Annotated in this window: 17 protein-coding genes; 13 read left to right on the top strand and 4 right to left on the bottom strand. The window is 46.2% G+C overall.

What is annotated here, in order from left to right:
* The 3 genes from L1076_RS20665 to L1076_RS20655 all read left to right on the top strand — a co-directional run bounded on the left by L1076_RS20665 (position 1) and on the right by L1076_RS20655 (position 2,376).
* Positions 1 to 945, top strand: coding sequence for a virulence factor BrkB family protein (locus tag L1076_RS20665; protein WP_038870039.1), 945 nt, complete (start codon positions 1 to 3; stop codon positions 943 to 945).
* Complete coding sequence (gene dtd, locus L1076_RS20660) at positions 917 to 1,351, top strand: D-aminoacyl-tRNA deacylase (RefSeq protein WP_038870041.1); 435 nt, start codon at positions 917 to 919, stop codon at positions 1,349 to 1,351. Before L1076_RS20665 ends, dtd begins: the two co-directional genes overlap by 29 nt.
* A 107-nt stretch (positions 1,352 to 1,458) precedes the next feature.
* Positions 1,459 to 2,376: a bifunctional GNAT family N-acetyltransferase/hotdog fold thioesterase gene (locus L1076_RS20655; RefSeq protein WP_038870043.1), complete on the top strand. Its 918-nt coding sequence runs from the start codon at positions 1,459 to 1,461 to the stop codon at positions 2,374 to 2,376.
* On the opposite strand, the gene L1076_RS20650 is transcribed toward L1076_RS20655, so the two are convergent.
* The 4 genes from L1076_RS20650 to hslR form a co-directional block, all read right to left on the bottom strand.
* Positions 2,362 to 4,539 carry an AsmA family protein gene (locus L1076_RS20650; RefSeq protein WP_237304380.1) on the bottom strand — a complete coding sequence of 726 codons (2,178 nt, stop codon included), beginning with the start codon at positions 4,537 to 4,539 and terminating at the stop codon, positions 2,362 to 2,364. The two genes, L1076_RS20655 and L1076_RS20650, sit on opposite strands and share 15 nt — an antisense overlap.
* A gap of 174 nt (positions 4,540 to 4,713) precedes the next feature.
* On the bottom strand, positions 4,714 to 6,342 hold the full coding sequence (pckA, locus tag L1076_RS20645; RefSeq protein WP_038870046.1) for a phosphoenolpyruvate carboxykinase (ATP): 1,629 nt from the start codon (positions 6,340 to 6,342) through the stop codon (positions 4,714 to 4,716).
* Between the two features lie 337 nt (positions 6,343 to 6,679).
* Complete coding sequence (hslO, locus tag L1076_RS20640) at positions 6,680 to 7,555, bottom strand: Hsp33 family molecular chaperone HslO (RefSeq protein ID WP_038870048.1); 876 nt, start codon at positions 7,553 to 7,555, stop codon at positions 6,680 to 6,682.
* Positions 7,556 to 7,586: 31 nt separating this feature from the next.
* Complete coding sequence (gene hslR / locus L1076_RS20635; protein ID WP_039975915.1) at positions 7,587 to 7,973, bottom strand: ribosome-associated heat shock protein Hsp15; 387 nt, start codon at positions 7,971 to 7,973, stop codon at positions 7,587 to 7,589.
* Positions 7,974 to 8,226: 253 nt separating this feature from the next.
* On the opposite strand from hslR, the gene gspC reads away from it, so the two are divergent.
* From gspC to gspL, 10 genes are read left to right on the top strand one after another with little or no spacing between them, the layout of a single operon-like run.
* Positions 8,227 to 9,150 carry a type II secretion system protein GspC gene (gspC, locus tag L1076_RS20630; RefSeq protein WP_038876995.1) on the top strand — a complete coding sequence of 308 codons (924 nt, stop codon included), beginning with the start codon at positions 8,227 to 8,229 and terminating at the stop codon, positions 9,148 to 9,150.
* Between the two features lie 36 nt (positions 9,151 to 9,186).
* Complete coding sequence (gene gspD / locus L1076_RS20625) at positions 9,187 to 11,214, top strand: type II secretion system secretin GspD (RefSeq protein ID WP_038870055.1); 2,028 nt, start codon at positions 9,187 to 9,189, stop codon at positions 11,212 to 11,214.
* Positions 11,207 to 12,709 (top strand): type II secretion system ATPase GspE, encoded by a 1,503-nt coding sequence (gspE, locus tag L1076_RS20620; protein ID WP_038870057.1) that lies wholly within the window; start codon positions 11,207 to 11,209, stop codon positions 12,707 to 12,709. Before gspD ends, gspE begins: the two co-directional genes overlap by 8 nt.
* On the top strand, positions 12,709 to 13,929 hold the full coding sequence (gene gspF, locus L1076_RS20615; RefSeq protein ID WP_038870059.1) for a type II secretion system inner membrane protein GspF: 1,221 nt from the start codon (positions 12,709 to 12,711) through the stop codon (positions 13,927 to 13,929). The genes gspE and gspF overlap by 1 nt, the downstream gene beginning before the upstream one ends.
* A 60-nt stretch (positions 13,930 to 13,989) precedes the next feature.
* Complete coding sequence (gene gspG, locus L1076_RS20610) at positions 13,990 to 14,433, top strand: type II secretion system major pseudopilin GspG (RefSeq protein WP_005430189.1); 444 nt, start codon at positions 13,990 to 13,992, stop codon at positions 14,431 to 14,433.
* Positions 14,434 to 14,464: 31 nt separating this feature from the next.
* Positions 14,465 to 15,070, top strand: coding sequence for a type II secretion system minor pseudopilin GspH (gene gspH, locus L1076_RS20605; protein WP_038870061.1), 606 nt, complete (start codon positions 14,465 to 14,467; stop codon positions 15,068 to 15,070).
* On the top strand, positions 15,057 to 15,446 hold the full coding sequence (gene gspI, locus L1076_RS20600) for a type II secretion system minor pseudopilin GspI (protein ID WP_258070277.1): 390 nt from the start codon (positions 15,057 to 15,059) through the stop codon (positions 15,444 to 15,446). The genes gspH and gspI overlap by 14 nt, the downstream gene beginning before the upstream one ends.
* 22 nt (positions 15,447 to 15,468) lie before the next feature.
* The gene (gene gspJ, locus L1076_RS20595; RefSeq protein WP_095760558.1) at positions 15,469 to 16,131 is read left to right on the top strand and encodes a type II secretion system minor pseudopilin GspJ; all 663 of its coding nucleotides are present in this window, start codon (positions 15,469 to 15,471) and stop codon (positions 16,129 to 16,131) included.
* Positions 16,124 to 17,134, top strand: a complete 1,011-nt coding sequence (gspK, locus tag L1076_RS20590) for a type II secretion system minor pseudopilin GspK (protein ID WP_038870065.1) — start codon at positions 16,124 to 16,126, stop codon at positions 17,132 to 17,134. The genes gspJ and gspK overlap by 8 nt, the downstream gene beginning before the upstream one ends.
* Entirely contained in the window at positions 17,103 to 18,305 is a 1,203-nt protein-coding gene (gspL, locus tag L1076_RS20585; protein WP_038870067.1) for a type II secretion system protein GspL, read from the top strand. The genes gspK and gspL overlap by 32 nt, the downstream gene beginning before the upstream one ends.
* The last annotated feature ends 2 nt before the right edge of the window (positions 18,306 to 18,307 follow it).

The raw sequence follows: 18,307 nt of genomic DNA, 5'->3' as shown, positions 1-18,307 counted from the left end.
ATGAACCAGTTATCAGAGAGTTACAAGGTGAGATTGACTAGGCTTGTGCCGGGGAGCGTCGCGTTTTCCAAATATCTTCTCAAACGAATGACGCACGATCGCGTCAACGTCAATGCTGGCTATCTAGCTTATATTACTTTGCTGTCTATTGTGCCGATGTTGACGGTACTTTTGTCGATATTGTCGAAGTTTCCGGTGTTTGAGAATGTGGGTGAAACCTTGCAAGGTTACATCATTGATAACTTTGTCCCAGCTTCTGGTGATGCAGTAAGAACGGCGCTGCAAGAATTCGTTTCGAATACAGGAAAAATGACTGCCGTGGGCGGTGCTTTTCTATTTGTTGCGGCTTTGATGTTGATTTCAAATATCGATAAGAACTTAAACTACATTTGGCGAGTAAAAGACAAACGCCGCCCTGTCTTTTCTTTCTCAATGTATTGGATGGTGTTGACCCTTGGTCCGATTTTGGTCGGCGCAAGTATTGCTGCGACGTCTTACGTGACGTCCCTTAAGTTGATTGAGAACGAAACGCTATCGGGCGCTTACAACCTGTTTTTGCGTTGGCTGCCTTTGTTGTTGTCCTTCTTTGCGTTTATGGGCTTGTACTTTTTAGTGCCAAACAAAAAGGTATACCTATCCCATGGTGCGGTTGGCGCTGCTATTGCTGCTGTGCTGTTTGAATTGAGTAAGAAAGGCTTTGCTTTCTACATTACCCAGTTTCCTTCTTATCAGTTGATTTATGGCGCGTTAGCGGCCATTCCAATCTTGTTTGTGTGGGTGTATTTGTGTTGGCTCATTGTTTTGATTGGTGCGGAAGTCACCGCGGCTTTGGGAGAAAGAGAGCACTGGAGTGATGACCTAGAAATGATACACTCGACCGCTGAATTGCAATTAACAGATGAAGGAAGCGAGAGTCGTGATAGCGCTAATCCAACGAGTCAGTGAAGCCGCCGTTCGCGTGGACGGTGAAGTTGTCGGTGAAATCGACCAAGGTCTACTTGTTCTACTTGGTGTAGAGAAGGACGATGATGAAGCAAAAGCAAAACGTTTGATGGAGCGCGTAACCACTTATCGAGTGTTTGAAGACGATGACGGTAAAATGAATCTCAACGTCAAACAAGTGAACGGTAAGGTGTTGGTGGTGTCTCAATTTACGTTACCAGCAGACACCAAAAAAGGCACTCGCGCAGGCTTTTCTCGTGGTGCACACCCTGCGGATGCAGAACGTCTGTATGATTACTTTTCTGATTTGTGTGAGCAAGAGCTACCAACGCAACGTGGCCGCTTTGCTGCTGATATGAAAGTGTCATTAATTAATGACGGCCCGGTGACTTTCTGGCTACAGGTCTAATCTGGTAACTCCAATATCATGGTCTAAGCTTTAAGCCCAAGCGAATTGAATTTGCTTGGGTGTTTTCTCCTAAGGCTTTCATTTGATTTGTACTTTCAAGGATTGATATGTTCAAACTCATAACTCCAAAAACAGAAAATCAGCTCAATAAGTACTATCAATTTCGCTGGCAATTGCTACGTGAACCTTGGCGTATGCCGATAGGATCAGAGCGTGATGAGTACGATGGCATGAGCCATCATCGCATGATTACTGACAGTCGTGGCCGCCCTATGGCAATTGGTCGTTTGTACATTACCCCAGATAATGATGGTCAGATCCGCTACATGGCAGTGAAAAATAACCGTCGTAGCAAAGGCATGGGCTCATTAGTGCTCGTGGCGTTGGAATCTCTGGCGCGTCAAGAAGGTGCGAAGCGTTTGGTGTGTAATGCGCGTGAAGATGCGATTGCCTTCTACGAAAAGAACGGTTTTGAGCGAAGAGGTGAACTGACCGATGAACGTGGACCGGTGCGCCACCAACAGATGGTCAAACACCTTGACCCAATGGCTGATGTACTTCGCCGTCCCGACTGGTGTACCGAGCTACAAGAACGCTGGGAAGCGCAGATCCCAATTGCAGATAAGATGGGGATCAAAATCAATCAATACACGGGTTACCAGTTTGAGTGTAGCGCACAGCTCAATCCAAACTTGAATCCGCATAACACCATGTTTGCAGGCTCTGCCTTTACTCTGGCGACATTGACGGGGTGGGGTATGACGTGGTTGTTGATGAAAGAGCGTGGTTTGCACGGCGATATCGTGTTGGCAGACAGTTCGATTCGCTATCGCCATCCGGTTGAGCAGAATCCTGTGGCGAGTACCTCACTTGATGGTATTAGTGGTGATTTGGACAGGCTTGCGTCAGGACGTAAAGCGCGCATTGTTATTCATGTGGTGATTTACAGTGGTGACGTACCAGCAGTGGACTTTGTTGGTACTTACATGCTGCTACCGAATTACTCTAAGTTACTCAGCTGTTAGTGTTTCTTGTGGCGCGTCTGTGTTTGTAGATGCGCCTTTTTCAGATGTTAGGTCACGGCCTTGCGGGGCAGCGTTAGTTTCTGCCGCGCTTTCTTTAACTGGACCTTTAGTCGAGTCTTCTTGATTAGAGATAAGTTGCTCTTCTGAGTGCACCGTTGCGTGAGGCTCTTCCTCTTCGACCACTTCTTCGCTCAGTTCTTCTTCATGGTGCTCTAGATTAATTGCGTCAATCGTTTTGCTGCTTGTTACTTTCGATGAAGACTTTTCTGATTCGATTGACTCAGTCTTCTTTGGCTTAATTGCACATTCATTGGTTTCGACGTCGCCACTCAATATGTCACCTTGAACTTTTCCACACACTTCTTTGAGCTGATAAATCACACCGCTCAGTGGGTTATTCGCCATATCAAACTCACCCGATAGGTTACCCGAAATGGCTTTGCCGGAAATGGTCACTGGCTGAAGCTTTACTTCGCCTCGCTGAGCTTGCAGTCGCAATGGGCTGAAAGTGACTGACTTTAGTGAATCGTCCGCTTGCGATTTCAAGGTGGTATCACGCAAGTTGGCTTCGACTTCTCCCGATAAGCTGTAAGAAAGCATGTTTTGATCGCCCGCCAATCCTTTTAAATCGAGACTTAAGTCAGAGAAGCCATTGACCGCAAGTGCTGTTGGTAAGTATGGGTGAAGTAATTGCAGGGGAATACCATCTGCATTGAGGTTTAGTGCCCATGGTTGACTGGTGGTACTGAGATCGATTTGCCCCAAGCCTTCGATATAGCCTTGCTCTAATGGCGCAAACAAACGTGTTAGCTGCCAGAAGCCATTTTCACTTTGGGTTGCGATCGCAGCATGCGATGAAAGGACTTGATCGTAACTGGCATTCACGACGCTTGCATCAAGCTTGCCATTCCAAATACCCCAGTGACCATTGCTGCGTTTTACTTCGAGCTGGTCACCCTCCAAATTCAAGCCAGAAAGCTGCCAGTAAGGTTGTTTGGATAACTGGATTACTTGACTGCGTTCAATCTCTAACTGCTTAACATCGACTTGCTGGAGCTTCTCTGTCGTTGTTTGCCACCAATCGGTTTTATCTCCTGGATGGATTGCCCATTTTAATCCAGTGATGGTGGCGTTGTTAATTTTCCAATGCTCTGGCTCAAACTCGCCTGATATCTGAACGGTACCCTGTTGCCAATCTAAGCTTAGTTCTTGCAGTTGAATGGATCCTGGCTTGAATTGAGCATTCAAGCGAGGCTCAACCGCGGTTTGATCTTGGAAACTGACGCTGTCAGCTTGCAGAGATATTTGTGCTGTTGTATTCCACAATGACAATGGGAGAGATGCATCTTCTACCGATAATTCTAAATTCTGCCAATGCCAATCTCCGTATTCCACGTCTGCATTCAGTAGGTCGAGGCTGTTAATGTGACTTATGTTAATCGGTAGAGCATGCCATGGTTTCGCTAACAAGGATTGTAACTGAGTGTTGTTGATTTTGAGCCTGTCAACAGTAACATTCACCAGCGACCAACCTTGTGGATAGTGCTCACCTTGGCCTGAAATCTCACTGTCTCGCCAATTAAACGATGCGCCGTAAAGGGTGCTGTCCTGTGCTTTATAATCGACATCGACCAAAACATTGTTAAAGGTCTCACCATTCCAGTACCACTGCTCGGCAGACAGTTGGATTGCACCGAAAGGAACGAGTTGGTCCTTGCCATTCCATTGTGGATCTTGGATTTGTAGACTTAAACCATTAATACTGAATGCGTCATCCGCATAATCGAGGTTTTTTAGCGCCACCTGATGAAATTGGACATTTGTTAATTGAGGGAGAGTCGGCATGCCTTGTTGCAAGCTCAGACCATCAATAAGCAAACTATCGACAACCCACTTTCCATTGTGACGAACATCGGGGTTGAGCCAGACATCAACTTGTTCGATATAAGGCCATTGTTTATCTTTTGATGTGACGCCTTGCAGTTTCAGGTGGTAAGGAAATTCGTATTGGACACTTTCTGCTTGCAAAGGGAGCTCAGTCGACTCTGATAGCAGGTTCCAGGTTTGTTTGGAGTACGAGGTCGTCAGTAAGGCGATAAAAGCAGTTGGTACCGCGATCGCCAATACGAATATAAGAATTAGAATTCGACCTGCTGTTTTCATCCTTGCCAAAACCTGTGCGCAAAATAATGGTTAACCCGATGAAGAGATGTCTCTTGAGCAACCTAGATAGGCTTAAGCTTGTATCAATCTGGGGTGGGATTCAATAAAAAGCCCCTCAAAAGAGGGGCTTGACGATTATTTTTGTAGCTAAGTCACGCAGACTTCGTTGATGGTTTAATCCAACTGAGGTCCTGCTGCCACCAAAGATTGGCCTTCAGCATTGTCAGTGTACTTATCAAAGTTGTTGATGAAGCGTTCTGCCAAATCTTTCGCTTTGCTTTCCCATTGAAGTGGATCAACGTAAGTCTCACGTGGGTCAAGGATGCTTGGATCGACACCTGGAAGTGAAGTTGGCACCTCTAGGTTGAAGATAGGAATATGCTTGGTTTTCGCATCTTCAATTGAGCCGTCAAGGATTGCATCGATAATGCCGCGTGTATCTTGGATAGAAATACGCTTGCCGCTGCCGTTCCAACCAGTGTTGACTAGGTAAGCTTCTGCGCCAGCTGCTTCCATGCGTTTAACCAGTACTTCTGCGTACTTAGTTGGGTGTAGGGTTAAGAACGCTGCCCCGAAACATGCCGAGAAGGTTGGTGTTGGTTCAGTGATGCCACGTTCTGTACCGGCTAGTTTAGCGGTAAAGCCAGACAAGAAGTGGTACTTAGTTTGCTCAGGAGTCAGTTTAGAAACCGGAGGTAGTACGCCGAATGCGTCTGCTGATAGGAAGATCACCTTATTCGCGTGACCGCCTTTTGATACTGGCTTAACAATGTTGTCGATGTGATGCAGTGGGTAAGAAACACGAGTGTTCTCTGTCTTAGACCCATCATCAAAGTCGATAGAACCATCACTACGGACTGTAACGTTCTCTAATAGTGCATCGCGGCGGATTGCGTTGTAGATATCAGGCTCAGCTTCTTTCGATAGTTTGATGGTTTTCGCGTAACAGCCACCTTCGAAGTTGAATACGCCGTCGTCATCCCAACCGTGCTCATCATCACCAATCAGTGCACGTTTAGGGTCTGTAGATAGCGTTGTTTTACCTGTGCCAGATAGACCAAAGAAAATTGCTACATCGCCTTCTTCGCCCATGTTTGCACTACAGTGCATTGATGCGATGTCTTTCAGCGGAAGGAAGTAGTTCATCATGGCGAACATGCCTTTCTTCATTTCACCGCCGTACCAAGTACCACCGATCAGTTGCATGCGCTCTGTTAGATTGAACACCGTGAAGTTTTCAGAGTTCAGGCCTTGTTCTTCCCACTTGTCGTTCGTGCACTTCGCACCGTTCATTACGACGAAATCAGGTTCAAACGTTGCCAACTCTTCTTCTGTTGGACGGATAAACATGTTTTTCACGAAGTGCGCTTGCCATGCGACTTCTGTAATCACTCGAATACTCAAACGAGTGTCTGGGTTTGCACCACAATAACCGTCAATCACAAATAGGCGTTTACCAGAAAGCTGGTTGGTCACGAGCTCTTTTAGATCGTCCCACACTTCTTTGTTGATGGCTTTGTTGTCGTTTTTCACTGCATCAGAAGTCCACCACATGTGCTCTTCTGTGGTTGCATCTTTTACGATGTACTTATCTTTTGGTGAGCGACCAGTGAAGATACCAGTGTCTACGGCAACCGCGCCGAGTTCCGTAACGACACCGCGTTCATAACCTGTCAGGTCAGCACGGGTCTCTTCCTCGAATAGCATTTCGTAGCTTGGGTTGCGAACAACCTCTTTAACGTTGTGCAGTCCGTGTTTGGTTAGATCAAGTGTTGCAGCCTTTGTATGTTCCATAACGGTCATAGGTGCTCCTTATAAGGATTTTTGTAGGGATTTTGTAATAATGTTTTAATTTTTATCTGCTCACCATGCTAGCAACGGGGCGGGGAGAAAACAGGGATGTAGCTCAAAAATTATCCATGATTTCAGTAAGGTTTTAGGTAACCCGTCACATATCGGTACGAATAGTTTATCGTGCGCGCAAACCTTTGCGCTAGGCCAAAAGAATTATTAATTACTTAAAATTAAGCGGTTGCTTTATTACGTGTGAGGCTAGGTATTACGAGGGTTAGATCACAAAAAGGCCAGCGTGATGCTGGCCTTTTGAAAGGTAAATTACAGGCTTGCTAAGCTATGAAAATTAATGCAGGGTTTTCTTTTCAGGAGCCGCTTGCGCATAGAGTTCGGTAATCTCTGATTCATCAAACGAGTATGACGTGCCACAGTAATCACAATGTAAAGAAACTGATCCTTCTTCGGCCAAAATGTCATTAATTTCAGCACGGTCTACGGTAATGATTGCTGCACCACTGCGCTCACGAGAACAACCACAATGGAATTCGACTGGTTGAGGTTCGTAAAGACGAACGGTGTCTTGGTTATATAGACGGTATAGCAGTTCGTTCGCAGGTAGCGTGAACAGCTCTTCGTTCTTCACTGTGTCTGTCAGTTGCTCTAGGTGATCGAAATCTTCTGGTGCACCAGTGCCGTCTGGCATGATTTGAATCATCATACCAGCAGCGTGTGCTTTACCTTCGTGTTCACCAGTGCGGATCCATAGACGCGTTTTTAGCTGTTCAGAGTTTGCGAAGTAGCCTTCGATAACTTCAGCTAATGTGTCACCTTCTAGGCCAACGACACCTTGGTAACGCTCGCCTTTTTTCGGTTCGATGGTGATCACTAGGTAACCTTTACCCATCATCTCGTGCAGTGTCGCGTTGTCAGCGATATCGCCTTCCCAACGTGCAACGCCGCGGATCTTTTGATCATGATCGCCATTGATGACTGCTAGAGAGACAGGGCCGTCACCTTGCAGCTGGATCGTGATTGAGCCTTCGAATTTCAAAGTTGCCGTTAAAAGTGTGGTTGAAACGAGTAGCTCACCCAACAGTTTTTGCAGCGCTGCCGGATATTCCTTGCTGGAGATAATACGTTGGTATGCTTCATCCAATTGTACCAACTCGCCACGAACTGAAAGGTCTTCAAATAGGTAGCGGTGTAAAACATTATTTGCCATGGAGTGCTTTCCTCGTCGGTAATTCCGGCGTTTATTGATGTTTGAACTTAATGATGTCGCGGCGCTGCTTTTTATCTGGGCGGCGTTCCGGACTAGGGTTGTGGGCGTTGAGTTTACGTTGTTTCGCGAACTCTTCGCGTTGATTAACACTGTCGTCAGTTTCGCGGTAGAGCGTTTGAGCGATGGGTGCGCCCATGCGACGATCAGAGATTTTTTCGATGATCACCGTTTTTTCTTCATTACCTTGACGAAGACGAATCTCAGCGCCCAACTCAACGATTTTACTTGGTTTGCTTCGTTGCCCATTATAGTGGACTTTACCGCCATCGACCATATTACGTGCGATAGAGCGGGTTTTATAGAATCTGGCAGCCCACAACCATTTATCTAGCCTTACGGCTTCATTTTCGGAACTCATAGAACTCGATGCTATCTAATCACTGCACTGATAGCGCAATGCTGGTGGATTATTCACCTACAGATGGTGCCAAGGCGTATTTTTTTCAAGGGAGTTGGCAAAAACTGCATAAGAAAAAGGTATGAAATATAAGTTGTGATATAGTTCACTGCTCTTTGTTGAGTAGTAATTTTATTGCAATTTTAGCAAGATAGAGTCGGCTGTCTTTATTTAGATTCAGGCTGACAGACGTAAGAATAAAGGAATCAATTCAGTGAAGCGTTTAGAGCTAAGTGCAGGATTATCAAGCAGCCCGCTACTGGCTCAGATCAAGTCCAACAATCATACCATTCAAGCGAAACTTAGTTTGCTACTTACTTGTCTATTTATAGCAATGACAGGTTGGATACTCGGTAAAGTGGTGTGGTTAGCAATGCCTCAAACTTCTGATGTGACTCAATGGAGACCGTCAGCAAGTGCTGTTGTGTCTGGTAATAAAAAAGACGCGATTGATTTCAATGCCCTCCAAAATGCCAACTTATTCGGAAAGTACACCGAGCAAAAGCCGGTCGTAGTAGAGCAACCTGTCGTGCAAGATGCGCCTAAAACACGTTTAAACCTAACGTTAGTTGGCGCGGTTGCGAGTAGTAACGCAAAAACCAGCTTGGCGGTGATTGCCAACCGAGGCAAACAAGCGACTTATGGCATCGGCGAAGAAATTGATGGAACGCGAGCAGAATTAAAAGCGGTGTTGGTGGACCGAGTCATTATTGACAACCAAGGCCGAGATGAAACCCTTATGCTTGAAGGGATTGAATACAAAAAGCTGTCTGAAACTCGTCAGGCAACTAGACCACAAGCGGCGAAGGCAAACCAACCTTCTGCTGTGGGTGAAAAGTTAGATCAAATTCGAGCGGAAATCGCAAAAGATCCGCAGAGCGTATTTAAGTACATCAACATTTCACCGGTTAAGAAAGACGGTGGAATTGTCGGCTATCGCGTCTCACCAGGTCGTGATGCGGCTTTGTTTAATGATGTCGGTCTAAAACCTGGTGATATTGCGGTGCAACTAAATGGGATCGATTTAAGTGACCCTTCATCTTCAGTACAACTGATGCAAGTGATGAACGACCCGCAAGAACTGAATTTGACTGTGGACCGTGATGGTCAGCAGTACGACATCTACATCCAATTGTAATACTTAGGCAACCAGCGTAAGTTCAGGGAGACATACGTGAAACATTGGTTTAGCAAAAGTGCTTGGTTACTTGCAGGGACTCTTCTCTGCGCACCGGGTGCGATGGCGAACGATTTTAGTGCTAGCTTCAAAGGCACTGACATTCAAGAATTCATCAATATTGTTGGTCGTAACCTAGAAAAGACCATCATCGTTGACCCGTCAGTACGCGGCAAAATCGACGTACGCAGCTATGACGTTCTTAATGAAGAGCAATACTACAGCTTCTTCCTTAACGTGCTAGAGGTGTATGGCTATGCAGTTGTAGAAATGGACAACGGCGTACTTAAAGTCATTAAAGCAAAAGACTCAAAAACATCTGCCATTCCAGTCTTAGGCGACGGCAGTGCGAAAGGCGATAGTGTCATTACTCGCGTGGTCGCGGTTCGTAACGTATCGGTTCGCGAACTTTCTCCACTACTGCGTCAGCTGATTGATAATGCTGGTGCCGGTAACGTAGTGCACTATGACCCTGCTAACATCATTTTGATCACAGGTCGTGCCGCGGTCGTAAACCGCCTTGCGGAAATCATTAAACGGGTTGACCAAGCGGGTGATAAAGAAATCGAATTAGTCGAGCTACGCAATGCTTCTGCTGCTGAGATGGTTCGTATCGTTGAGGCCCTGAACAAAACGACGAATCAAAAAAGTACGCCTGAATTCCTTGAACCTAAAATCGTTGCTGATGAGCGTACCAACTCAATCCTGATTTCTGGTGATCCCAAAGTGCGAGCACGCCTTAAGCGATTGATTCGTCAACTTGACGTTGAAATGGCGACGAAAGGTAATAACCGCGTGGTTTACCTTAAGTATGCGAAAGCCGAAGACTTGGTTGACGTATTAAAAGGGGTGTCTGACAACCTACAAGCTGAGAAGCAAGCGGGTCAAAAAGGCGCATCAAGTTCACAACGTGGCGAAGTGGTGATTGCCGCTCACGAAGCGACCAACTCTTTGGTGCTGACTGCGCCGCCAGATATCATGATGGCGCTACAAGACGTGATTTCTCAACTGGATATCCGTCGTGCACAAGTTCTGATTGAAGCGTTGATCGTTGAAATGTCTGAAGGCGACGGCATCAACCTTGGCGTTCAATGGGGTAACCTAGAAACAGGTGCGGTTATTCAATACGGTAACTCTGGAGCGTCAATTGGTAGCGTAATGGTTGGTCTTGAAGAAGCAAAAGATCAAACACGAACTGAATACTACACAAACTCAGATGGTGAACGTACGCCATATGACGTTACTGAATCTGGTGACTACTCAACTCTGGCATCTGCACTTAGCGGTGTAAATGGTGCAGCGATGAGTATTGTTATGGGTGACTGGACTGCGTTGATCAGTGCCGTCTCATCAGATTCAAACTCAAACATTCTATCATCCCCAAGCATTACAGTGATGGATAATGGTGAAGCGTCCTTTATCGTTGGTGAAGAAGTGCCTGTGATTACAGGTTCGACAGCCGGATCGAATAACGATAACCCATTCCAAACGGTTGACCGTAAAGAAGTCGGTATCAAACTTAAAGTCGTACCTCAAATCAACGAAGGTGATTCAGTACAACTGACTATTGAGCAGGAAGTGTCAAACGTTCTGGGCGCGAATGGTGCGGTGGACGTACGTTTCGCGAAGCGTCAGTTGAATACCTCTGTGATGATTCAAGATGGTCAGATGCTAGTTCTGGGTGGTTTGGTTGATGAGCGTGCGTTAGAAAGTGAATCGAAAGTGCCGCTACTGGGTGATATTCCTGTCATTGGTCAACTGTTCAAGTCGACTAGCACGCAAACAGAAAAACGTAACCTGATGGTATTCATCAAGCCAACCATCATCCGCGATGGTATGACGGCTGATGGCATCACTCAGCGTAAGTATAACTTCATTCGTGCAGAGCAGCTTTATAAAGCGCAAGAAGGCTTGAAGTTGATGGATGACTCTAAGATTCCAGTCATGCCTGAATTTGGTGAAGATCGTAAACACCCTGCTGAAATTCAAGCGTTCATCGATCAGATGGTAAAGAATAATGGTTGATATGTTAGACACAGCGCCAAGCATGCGCCGTCTGCCATTCAGTTTTGCCAACCGCTTTAAACTGGTATTGGAGACGGAGCACCCTGAGCGCCCTCCAATCCTGTATTACGTCGAGCCGCTCAATCCTGCGGCTTTGGTTGAAGTACGCCGAGTACTGAAACAGAACTTTATTCCTCAACCGATGGACAAAGAAGCGTTCGATAAAAAGCTAACTGAAGCTTACCAGCGTGATTCTTCTGAAGCCCGTCAGCTGATGGAAGACATTGGCGCAGACAGTGACGACTTTTTCTCATTGGCAGAAGAGCTGCCGCATGATGAGGACTTGCTAGAGTCTGAAGATGATGCGCCGATCATCAAATTGATCAATGCCATGCTCGGTGAAGCGATCAAAGAAGGGGCATCGGATATTCATATCGAAACGTTCGAGAAAACCCTGTCAATTCGTTTCCGTGTCGATGGTGTATTGCGTGAAGTCTTAACCCCAAGCCGTAAACTCGCGCCTTTGCTGGTTTCTCGTGTGAAGGTAATGGCAAAACTAGATATCGCAGAAAAACGTGTTCCTCAAGATGGCCGTATTTCTCTGCGTATCGGTGGTCGAGCAGTAGACGTTCGTGTTTCTACCATGCCTTCATCGCATGGTGAGCGTGTGGTAATGCGTCTATTGGACAAAAACGCAACGCGTCTAGATTTACACAGTTTGGGTATGACGCCATCGGTGCACGATAACTTTGGTCGCTTGATTCAACGTCCACACGGTATCATCTTGGTGACCGGTCCGACAGGTTCGGGTAAATCAACGACCTTGTACGCGGGCTTGCAAGAGATCAACAGCAACGAACGTAATATTCTGACGGTAGAAGACCCAATCGAATTTGATATCGATGGTATCGGCCAGACGCAGGTTAACCCGAAAGTCGACATGACGTTTGCGCGCGGCTTACGTGCCATTCTTCGTCAAGACCCGGATGTGGTGATGGTCGGTGAGATCCGTGACTTAGAGACTGCACAGATTGCAGTGCAAGCGTCTCTGACTGGTCACTTGGTAATGTCGACGCTGCACACCAATACGGCAGTGGGCGCTATTACGCGTCTACGTGATATGGGCATCGAACCTTTCCTCATTTCATCTTCATTGCTTGGTGTGCTTGCTCAACGTCTGGTTCGTACCTTGTGTTCGGACTGTAAAGAGCCTTATGAAGCTGATAAAGAGCAGAAAAAACTGTTTGGTTTAGAAGAGCATGAATCTCTGGTTTTACATCGTGCGACAGGGTGTGAAGTCTGCAATCAGAAGGGCTATCGTGGTCGTACTGGTATTCATGAACTTCTGATGGTGGATGAGCAAGTTCAGGAGTTAATTCACAGCGAAGCGGGTGAACAAGAAATTGAAAAAGCTGTCCGTCAGCATACACCAAGTATTCGTAGCGATGGCCTAAGCAAAGTGAGCCGCGGCATTACCTCACTTGAAGAAGTCATGCGAGTGACCAAGGAAGCGTAATGGCAGCATTTGAATACAAAGCGCTGGATGCGAAAGGCAAGCAGAAGAAAGGCACAATTGAAGGGGATAACGCTCGTCAGGTGCGCCAACGCCTAAAAGAACAGGGCATGATTCCTGTCGAGGTGATGGAAGCTAAAGCAAAAGCGGCTAAGTCTTCAGGCGGGTCAGTCGGATTCAAGCGTGGTATCAAAACCGCAGAACTTGCACTGATCACACGCCAGCTCTCAACGCTCGTTCAATCGGGTATGCCATTAGAAGAGTGTTTGAAAGCGGTATCAGAACAAGCAGAAAAGCCGCGTATTCGTACTATGATTGCCGCCGTGCGCTCAAAAGTCACGGAAGGTTACCCTCTGGCAGATAGCCTGGGGGATTACCCGCATGTTTTCGACGAACTTTACCTTTCAATGGTTGCCGCGGGTGAAAAATCCGGTCACTTGGACACGGTGTTAGAGCGCTTGGCTGACTACGTAGAAAACCGTCAGAAAATGCGTTCTAAATTGCTACAAGCCATGATTTACCCGGTGGTATTGGTGGTGTTTGCCGTTGGTATCGTCTCTCTGTTGCTCTCTTCAGTTGTTCCGAAGATCATCGAACCTATCATTCAGATGGGACAAGAGTTACCTCAATCAACGCAATTTCTTTTGTCTGCGAGTGAGTTTGTCCAAGAGTGGGGTCTGATCATCTTTATCGTGGTGGTAGTACTCTTCTACGGGCTTAAACTGGCACTACAAAAACCGAACTTTCGTTTAGCGTGGGATAGAAAAATCCTTAGCCTACCGCTGATTGGTAAGATTTCTCGTGGCTTAAATACGTCGCGATTTGCGCGTACGCTATCGATTTGTACATCCAGTGCTATTCCGATTTTGGAAGGCATGCGAGTCGCGGTTGATGTTATGTCCAATCGTTACGTGAAACAGCAAGTTTTGGTCGCGGCAGATAACGTAAGAGAAGGTGCAAGCTTACGTAAAGCATTGGATCAAACTCGTTTGTTTCCACCAATGATGCTGCACATGATTTCTAGTGGTGAGCAGAGTGGTGAGCTTGAGAGTATGTTGACTCGTGCTGCGGATAACCAAGATCAAAACTTTGAATCTACGGTCAACATTGCACTTGGCATTTTCACTCCAGTATTGATTGCATTGATGGCAGGCTTGGTACTTTTCATCGTAATGGCGACATTGATGCCAATGTTGGAAATGAATAACTTAATGAGTGGATAAAATTCGAGTTAAGCTGTGTCTACTGATGATATAGCTTGAATCTAACTTTCGGAGATAATAATGAAATTTAAGCGTAGTAAACAACAAGGCTTTACACTTTTAGAAGTGATGGTTGTTGTGGTTATCCTAGGTATTTTGGCGAGTGTTGTTGTTCCTAACTTACTTGGTAACAAAGAAAAAGCAGACCAACAAAAAGCGATCACCGATATTGTTGCATTAGAAAATGCACTGGATATGTACAAGTTGGATAACAGCGTTTACCCAACAACAGACCAAGGTCTTGATGCGTTAGTAAACAAACCATCGAACCCAGAACCACGCAACTACCGCGATGGTGGCTACATTAAGCGTCTACCGTCTGATCCATGGGGCAATGAGTACCAATACCTAAGCCCTGGTGACAACGGTACAATTGATATCTTTACTCTAGGTGCAGATGGCCAAGAGGGCGGTGAAGGCCCTGCGTCGGATATCGGCAACTGGAACATGCAAGATTTCCAATAAGATAAAGTTCAAACCAGCACTAATGAAGCAAATGCAAAAACATCGTGGTTTTACATTAATAGAAATTCTATTGGTGCTGGTTTTGTTATCTCTTACCGCAGTCGCCGTAATAGCGACCCTGCCTACCAGTCAGAAAGATCTTTCCAAACAATATGCTCAAAGCTTTTTCCAGCGCTTACAACTACTGAATGAAGAAGCCGTACTGAGCGGCAAAGACTTTGGTTTACGTGTTGATGATGTGAAATCCACATACGTCTTGCTCAGCTTGACTCAAGATGGATGGCAACCATTGGAATTGAAACAGATTCCTAGTGAGACCAAATTGGAAGGCGATATCTCGCTGCAATTGGATCTTGGTGGTGGCGCATGGGACGATGACGACCGACTATTTGAACCTGGTTCTTTGTTTGATGAGGACATGTTTGCGGAAGAAGATGACAAAGAGAAAAAGAAAGTGAAGCCACCTCAAGTATTCATTTTCTCTAGTGCGGAAGTTACGCCATTTAGTTTGTCTTTCTTTCCTGAAGATGGCGACGCATTTAACGATGGTTGGCGCATTATTGGTAAAGAAACCGGCGAAATCTTGTTACTAGAGCCTGGTGAAGAATTGGAAGACGACAACAATGCGACATTCTAAGCAAAGCCGTATCGGTTCTTCTTCGCTTCATACTAGAGGCATGACGTTGTTGGAAGTGTTGGTCGCATTAGCGATTTTTGCGACGGCGGCAATCAGTGTGATTCGCTCGGTGAGTCAACACATTAATACTGTCAGTTATTTAGAAGAAAAAATGTTTGCAGCCATGGTTGTGGATAACCAAATGGCCAATGTGATGCTCTCGACTGAAAAACTCAAAGCCAAAAAAGGCACTGAAGAGTTAGCGGGGCGAACTTGGTATTGGAAGGTAACTCCTGTTGCCACCGCGCAGCCATTGCTGAAAGCATTTGATGTCAGTGTCGCAACTGAAAAAGAAGCGAGTCCTGTTGTGACGGTGAGAAGCTATGTTGCGGAGTAATAAGCGATATAAGGCATCAAGTATGAAATCGAATCGAGGTTTTACCTTGATCGAAGTGCTCGTCTCGATTGCTATTTTTGCGAGTTTAAGCGTTGCTGCCTATCAAGTGGTCTCGCAGGTGCAACGCAGTAATGTGTTATCGCAAGAACGTACGCAGCGTTTGAACGAGTTGCAACGTGCAATGGTGATGATGGATAACGATTTCCGCCAAATGGCCATGCGTCAGATGCGAACCAATGGCGAAGAGCCATCAAAGCAGTTGTTGTTTTGGTCGGAATACCTGCTTGATTCGGATGCGAAAGGCGTGATGTTTGCGCGTCTGGGGTGGCACAACCCTCAGCAGCAATTCCCACGTGGTGAAGTCACGAAAGTTGGCTATCGCATTAAAGATGAAGTTCTACAGCGTATATGGTGGCGTTACCCAGATACACCCGTTGGACAAGAAGGTATTGTGACACCGCTTCTGACTCAGGTCGAAGAATTTGATATGCGTTTCTACGATGGCAAAGCGTGGAAAAAAACATGGGAAAGTAAGCAAGAGTTACCGAAAGCGGTTTCTGTTGTTTTGAAACTCAAAGACTACGGTGAGATCAGCCGTACTTACTTAACCTCTGGAGGCAAGATCAGCGCCTCTGGGCAAGATGACTCATCCAATGATGAATCCTCCGGAGGCAATAATGGCTAAGCGACAACGTGGTGTAGCGCTTATTATTGTTTTAATGCTACTGGCGATTATGACGACCGTTGCAGCAAGTATGTCTGAACGATTGTTTTTGCAGTTTCAGCGAGGCGCGAACCAGATCAATTACCAACAGGCGTATTGGTATAGTTTGGGGGTTGAGGCGTTGGCTGAAATTGGTATTGAGCAGAGTTACGAAGACAGCGATACCATTAATATGAGCCAGCCCTGGGCAATTAAAGAACAAGTGTATCCGCTAGATTATGGTCAAGCGGCCGGACGCATTGTAGACAAACAAGCTTGCTTTAATATGAATGTATTAGCGAGTGTTCAGCCATCGGGTGACTCGACAAATCGTCCTTATTTGGTGCAAGTGTTCCAGCGCTTGATGGAAGAGATGGACGTGGAACCATACCAAGCGGAAGTGATTGCTGATTCGACTTGGGAATACGTCGATAGCGACAGCACAGTGCGCTCCGCTGCCGGTGTAGAAGACAGCACTTATGAGGCAATGAAGCCTGCGTATTTACCACCCAATGGCCTGATGGCTGATGCCAGCGAATTGAGAGCTGTATATCAAGTCACGGGTGACATTTATCAGAAGATCGCACCGATGATTTGTGCTATTCCCACAGACGATTGGCGTTTGAATGTAAATACTATTGAAGTCGAACAAGCGCCGATCTTAGTCGCGATGTTTACTCCTGGCTTGAGTTCTAGTGATGCGGTGCAGTTAATTGAAAAGCGCCCTTTCGATGGTTGGGATAGTGTTGATGAATTTTTAGCTGAGTCAGAATTAGCTGGCTTGAGCGATGATGTAAAGAAAAATGCTAAAGGCTACTTAGGAGTCGATAGCTCCTTTTTTGAATTGGACGCACAAGTACTGGTGGATGAATCCCGAGTACGTATCCGTAGTCTTTTACAAAGTACAGATAGAGAAACGGTGACTGTCGTTCGCCGTCGTTTTGGAGGAATCAGTGAGCGAGTTTCTGACCGTTCGGCTGAGTAGCGAACAACAAAGTACCATTCCATGGTTGGTGTGGTCGACACAACAGCAAGACGTGATTGCCAGTGGTGAACTCGCCGGATGGGAACATCTGGATGAGTTGGCGTCTTACGCTGATCAGCGACAAGTGATTGCCTTGTTAGCCAGTAATGATGTTGTGCTGACAGAAGTAGATATCCCGCCGGGTGCTGCTCGTCAGTTTGATAGCATGCTGCCTTATTTGGTGGAAGATGAAGTCGCACAAGACGTGGATAACCTGCATTTCACAGTATTAGACAAGCAAGCAGAGAAAGCGCAAATTTGTGCTGTTGAGCGTGCTTGGGTTCAAACCATTTTGCAGCGTTTTTCCAGTCAAGGTATTGTAATTAAGCGTATCCTTCCTGATGTGCTGGCGTTGCCTGTGCATGAAGAAAACAGCTCTGCGGTGGCGTTGGGTGAGCAATGGCTAATTCGTCATTCTAATACTCAAGGTGCGGTGGTCGATGCGTCGTGGCTAGATTTATACCTTTCTGCTTATCTGCAAGCGAATGAAGGATGGAAACTTGATTGTTACAGTTCGATTCCTGAATCTTCACTCCCAGAGGCTTGGGTCGCAAAGCCTGAAGAAATGGCGATGGCACTACTTGCTAAAGGTGTTTCTGAAAGCAAGGTCAACCTATTAACGGGTAGCTTCAAGCCAAAATCGTCTTGGGGTAAGTACGTAAAAGTCTGGCAAAAAGCTGCTATCGCTGCGGGTGTGCTATTGGTTGTTCTTGTGGGGCAGCAATTGCTGGTGGTCCATAAATATGAGGCGCAAGCACAAGCCTATCGTGAAGAAAGTGAACGCATTTTCCGCCAAATTTTCCCGAACAAGAAGCGAATTCCAACGGTCAGTTACCTGAAGCGTCAGATGACCGATGAAGAGCGTCGTCTTTCTGGTGGTACAAGTGAAACTGCAATGCTGTCTTGGATAGCGGCACTGCCAACGACACTGGGTCAGGTTAAAGATCTGGAGATAACCAGCTTTAAATACGATGGCCAACGCGGTGAAGTACGCATTCAAGCAAGCAGTTCAGATTTCCAACCGTTTGAGCAAGCGCGTGTGAAATTGGCAGAAAAGTTCACTGTTGAACAAGGTCAGCTGAATCGCAACGGAAATGTTGTGATAGGCAGCTTTGTACTAAAACGTTTGTGAGG

It is taken from the genome of Vibrio sp. MMG023 (assembly GCF_021654215.1).
GTDB lineage: Bacteria > Pseudomonadota > Gammaproteobacteria > Enterobacterales > Vibrionaceae > Vibrio > Vibrio jasicida.
Note: the sequence above shows the minus strand (reverse complement) of the source record. Positions and strands in the feature narration are given on the sequence as shown.

Bases quoted from the DNA above. Each gene is read 5' to 3' on its own strand.
- L1076_RS20665 (WP_038870039.1), top strand. From the start codon at position 1: ATGAACCAGTTATCAGAGAGTTACAAGGTGAGATTGACTAGGCTTGTG.
- L1076_RS20655 (WP_038870043.1), top strand. From the start codon at position 1,459: ATGTTCAAACTCATAACTCCAAAAACAGAAAATCAGCTCAATAAGTAC.
- L1076_RS20650 (WP_237304380.1), bottom strand. From the start codon at position 4,539: ATGAAAACAGCAGGTCGAATTCTAATTCTTATATTCGTATTGGCGATC.
- pckA (WP_038870046.1), bottom strand. From the start codon at position 6,342: ATGACCGTTATGGAACATACAAAGGCTGCAACACTTGATCTAACCAAA.
- hslO (WP_038870048.1), bottom strand. From the start codon at position 7,555: ATGGCAAATAATGTTTTACACCGCTACCTATTTGAAGACCTTTCAGTT.
- hslR (WP_039975915.1), bottom strand. From the start codon at position 7,973: ATGAGTTCCGAAAATGAAGCCGTAAGGCTAGATAAATGGTTGTGGGCT.
- gspE (WP_038870057.1), top strand. From the start codon at position 11,207: ATGGTTGATATGTTAGACACAGCGCCAAGCATGCGCCGTCTGCCATTC.
- gspF (WP_038870059.1), top strand. From the start codon at position 12,709: ATGGCAGCATTTGAATACAAAGCGCTGGATGCGAAAGGCAAGCAGAAG.
- gspG (WP_005430189.1), top strand. From the start codon at position 13,990: ATGAAATTTAAGCGTAGTAAACAACAAGGCTTTACACTTTTAGAAGTG.
- gspH (WP_038870061.1), top strand. From the start codon at position 14,465: ATGCAAAAACATCGTGGTTTTACATTAATAGAAATTCTATTGGTGCTG.
- gspI (WP_258070277.1), top strand. From the start codon at position 15,057: ATGCGACATTCTAAGCAAAGCCGTATCGGTTCTTCTTCGCTTCATACT.
- gspJ (WP_095760558.1), top strand. From the start codon at position 15,469: ATGAAATCGAATCGAGGTTTTACCTTGATCGAAGTGCTCGTCTCGATT.
- gspK (WP_038870065.1), top strand. From the start codon at position 16,124: ATGGCTAAGCGACAACGTGGTGTAGCGCTTATTATTGTTTTAATGCTA.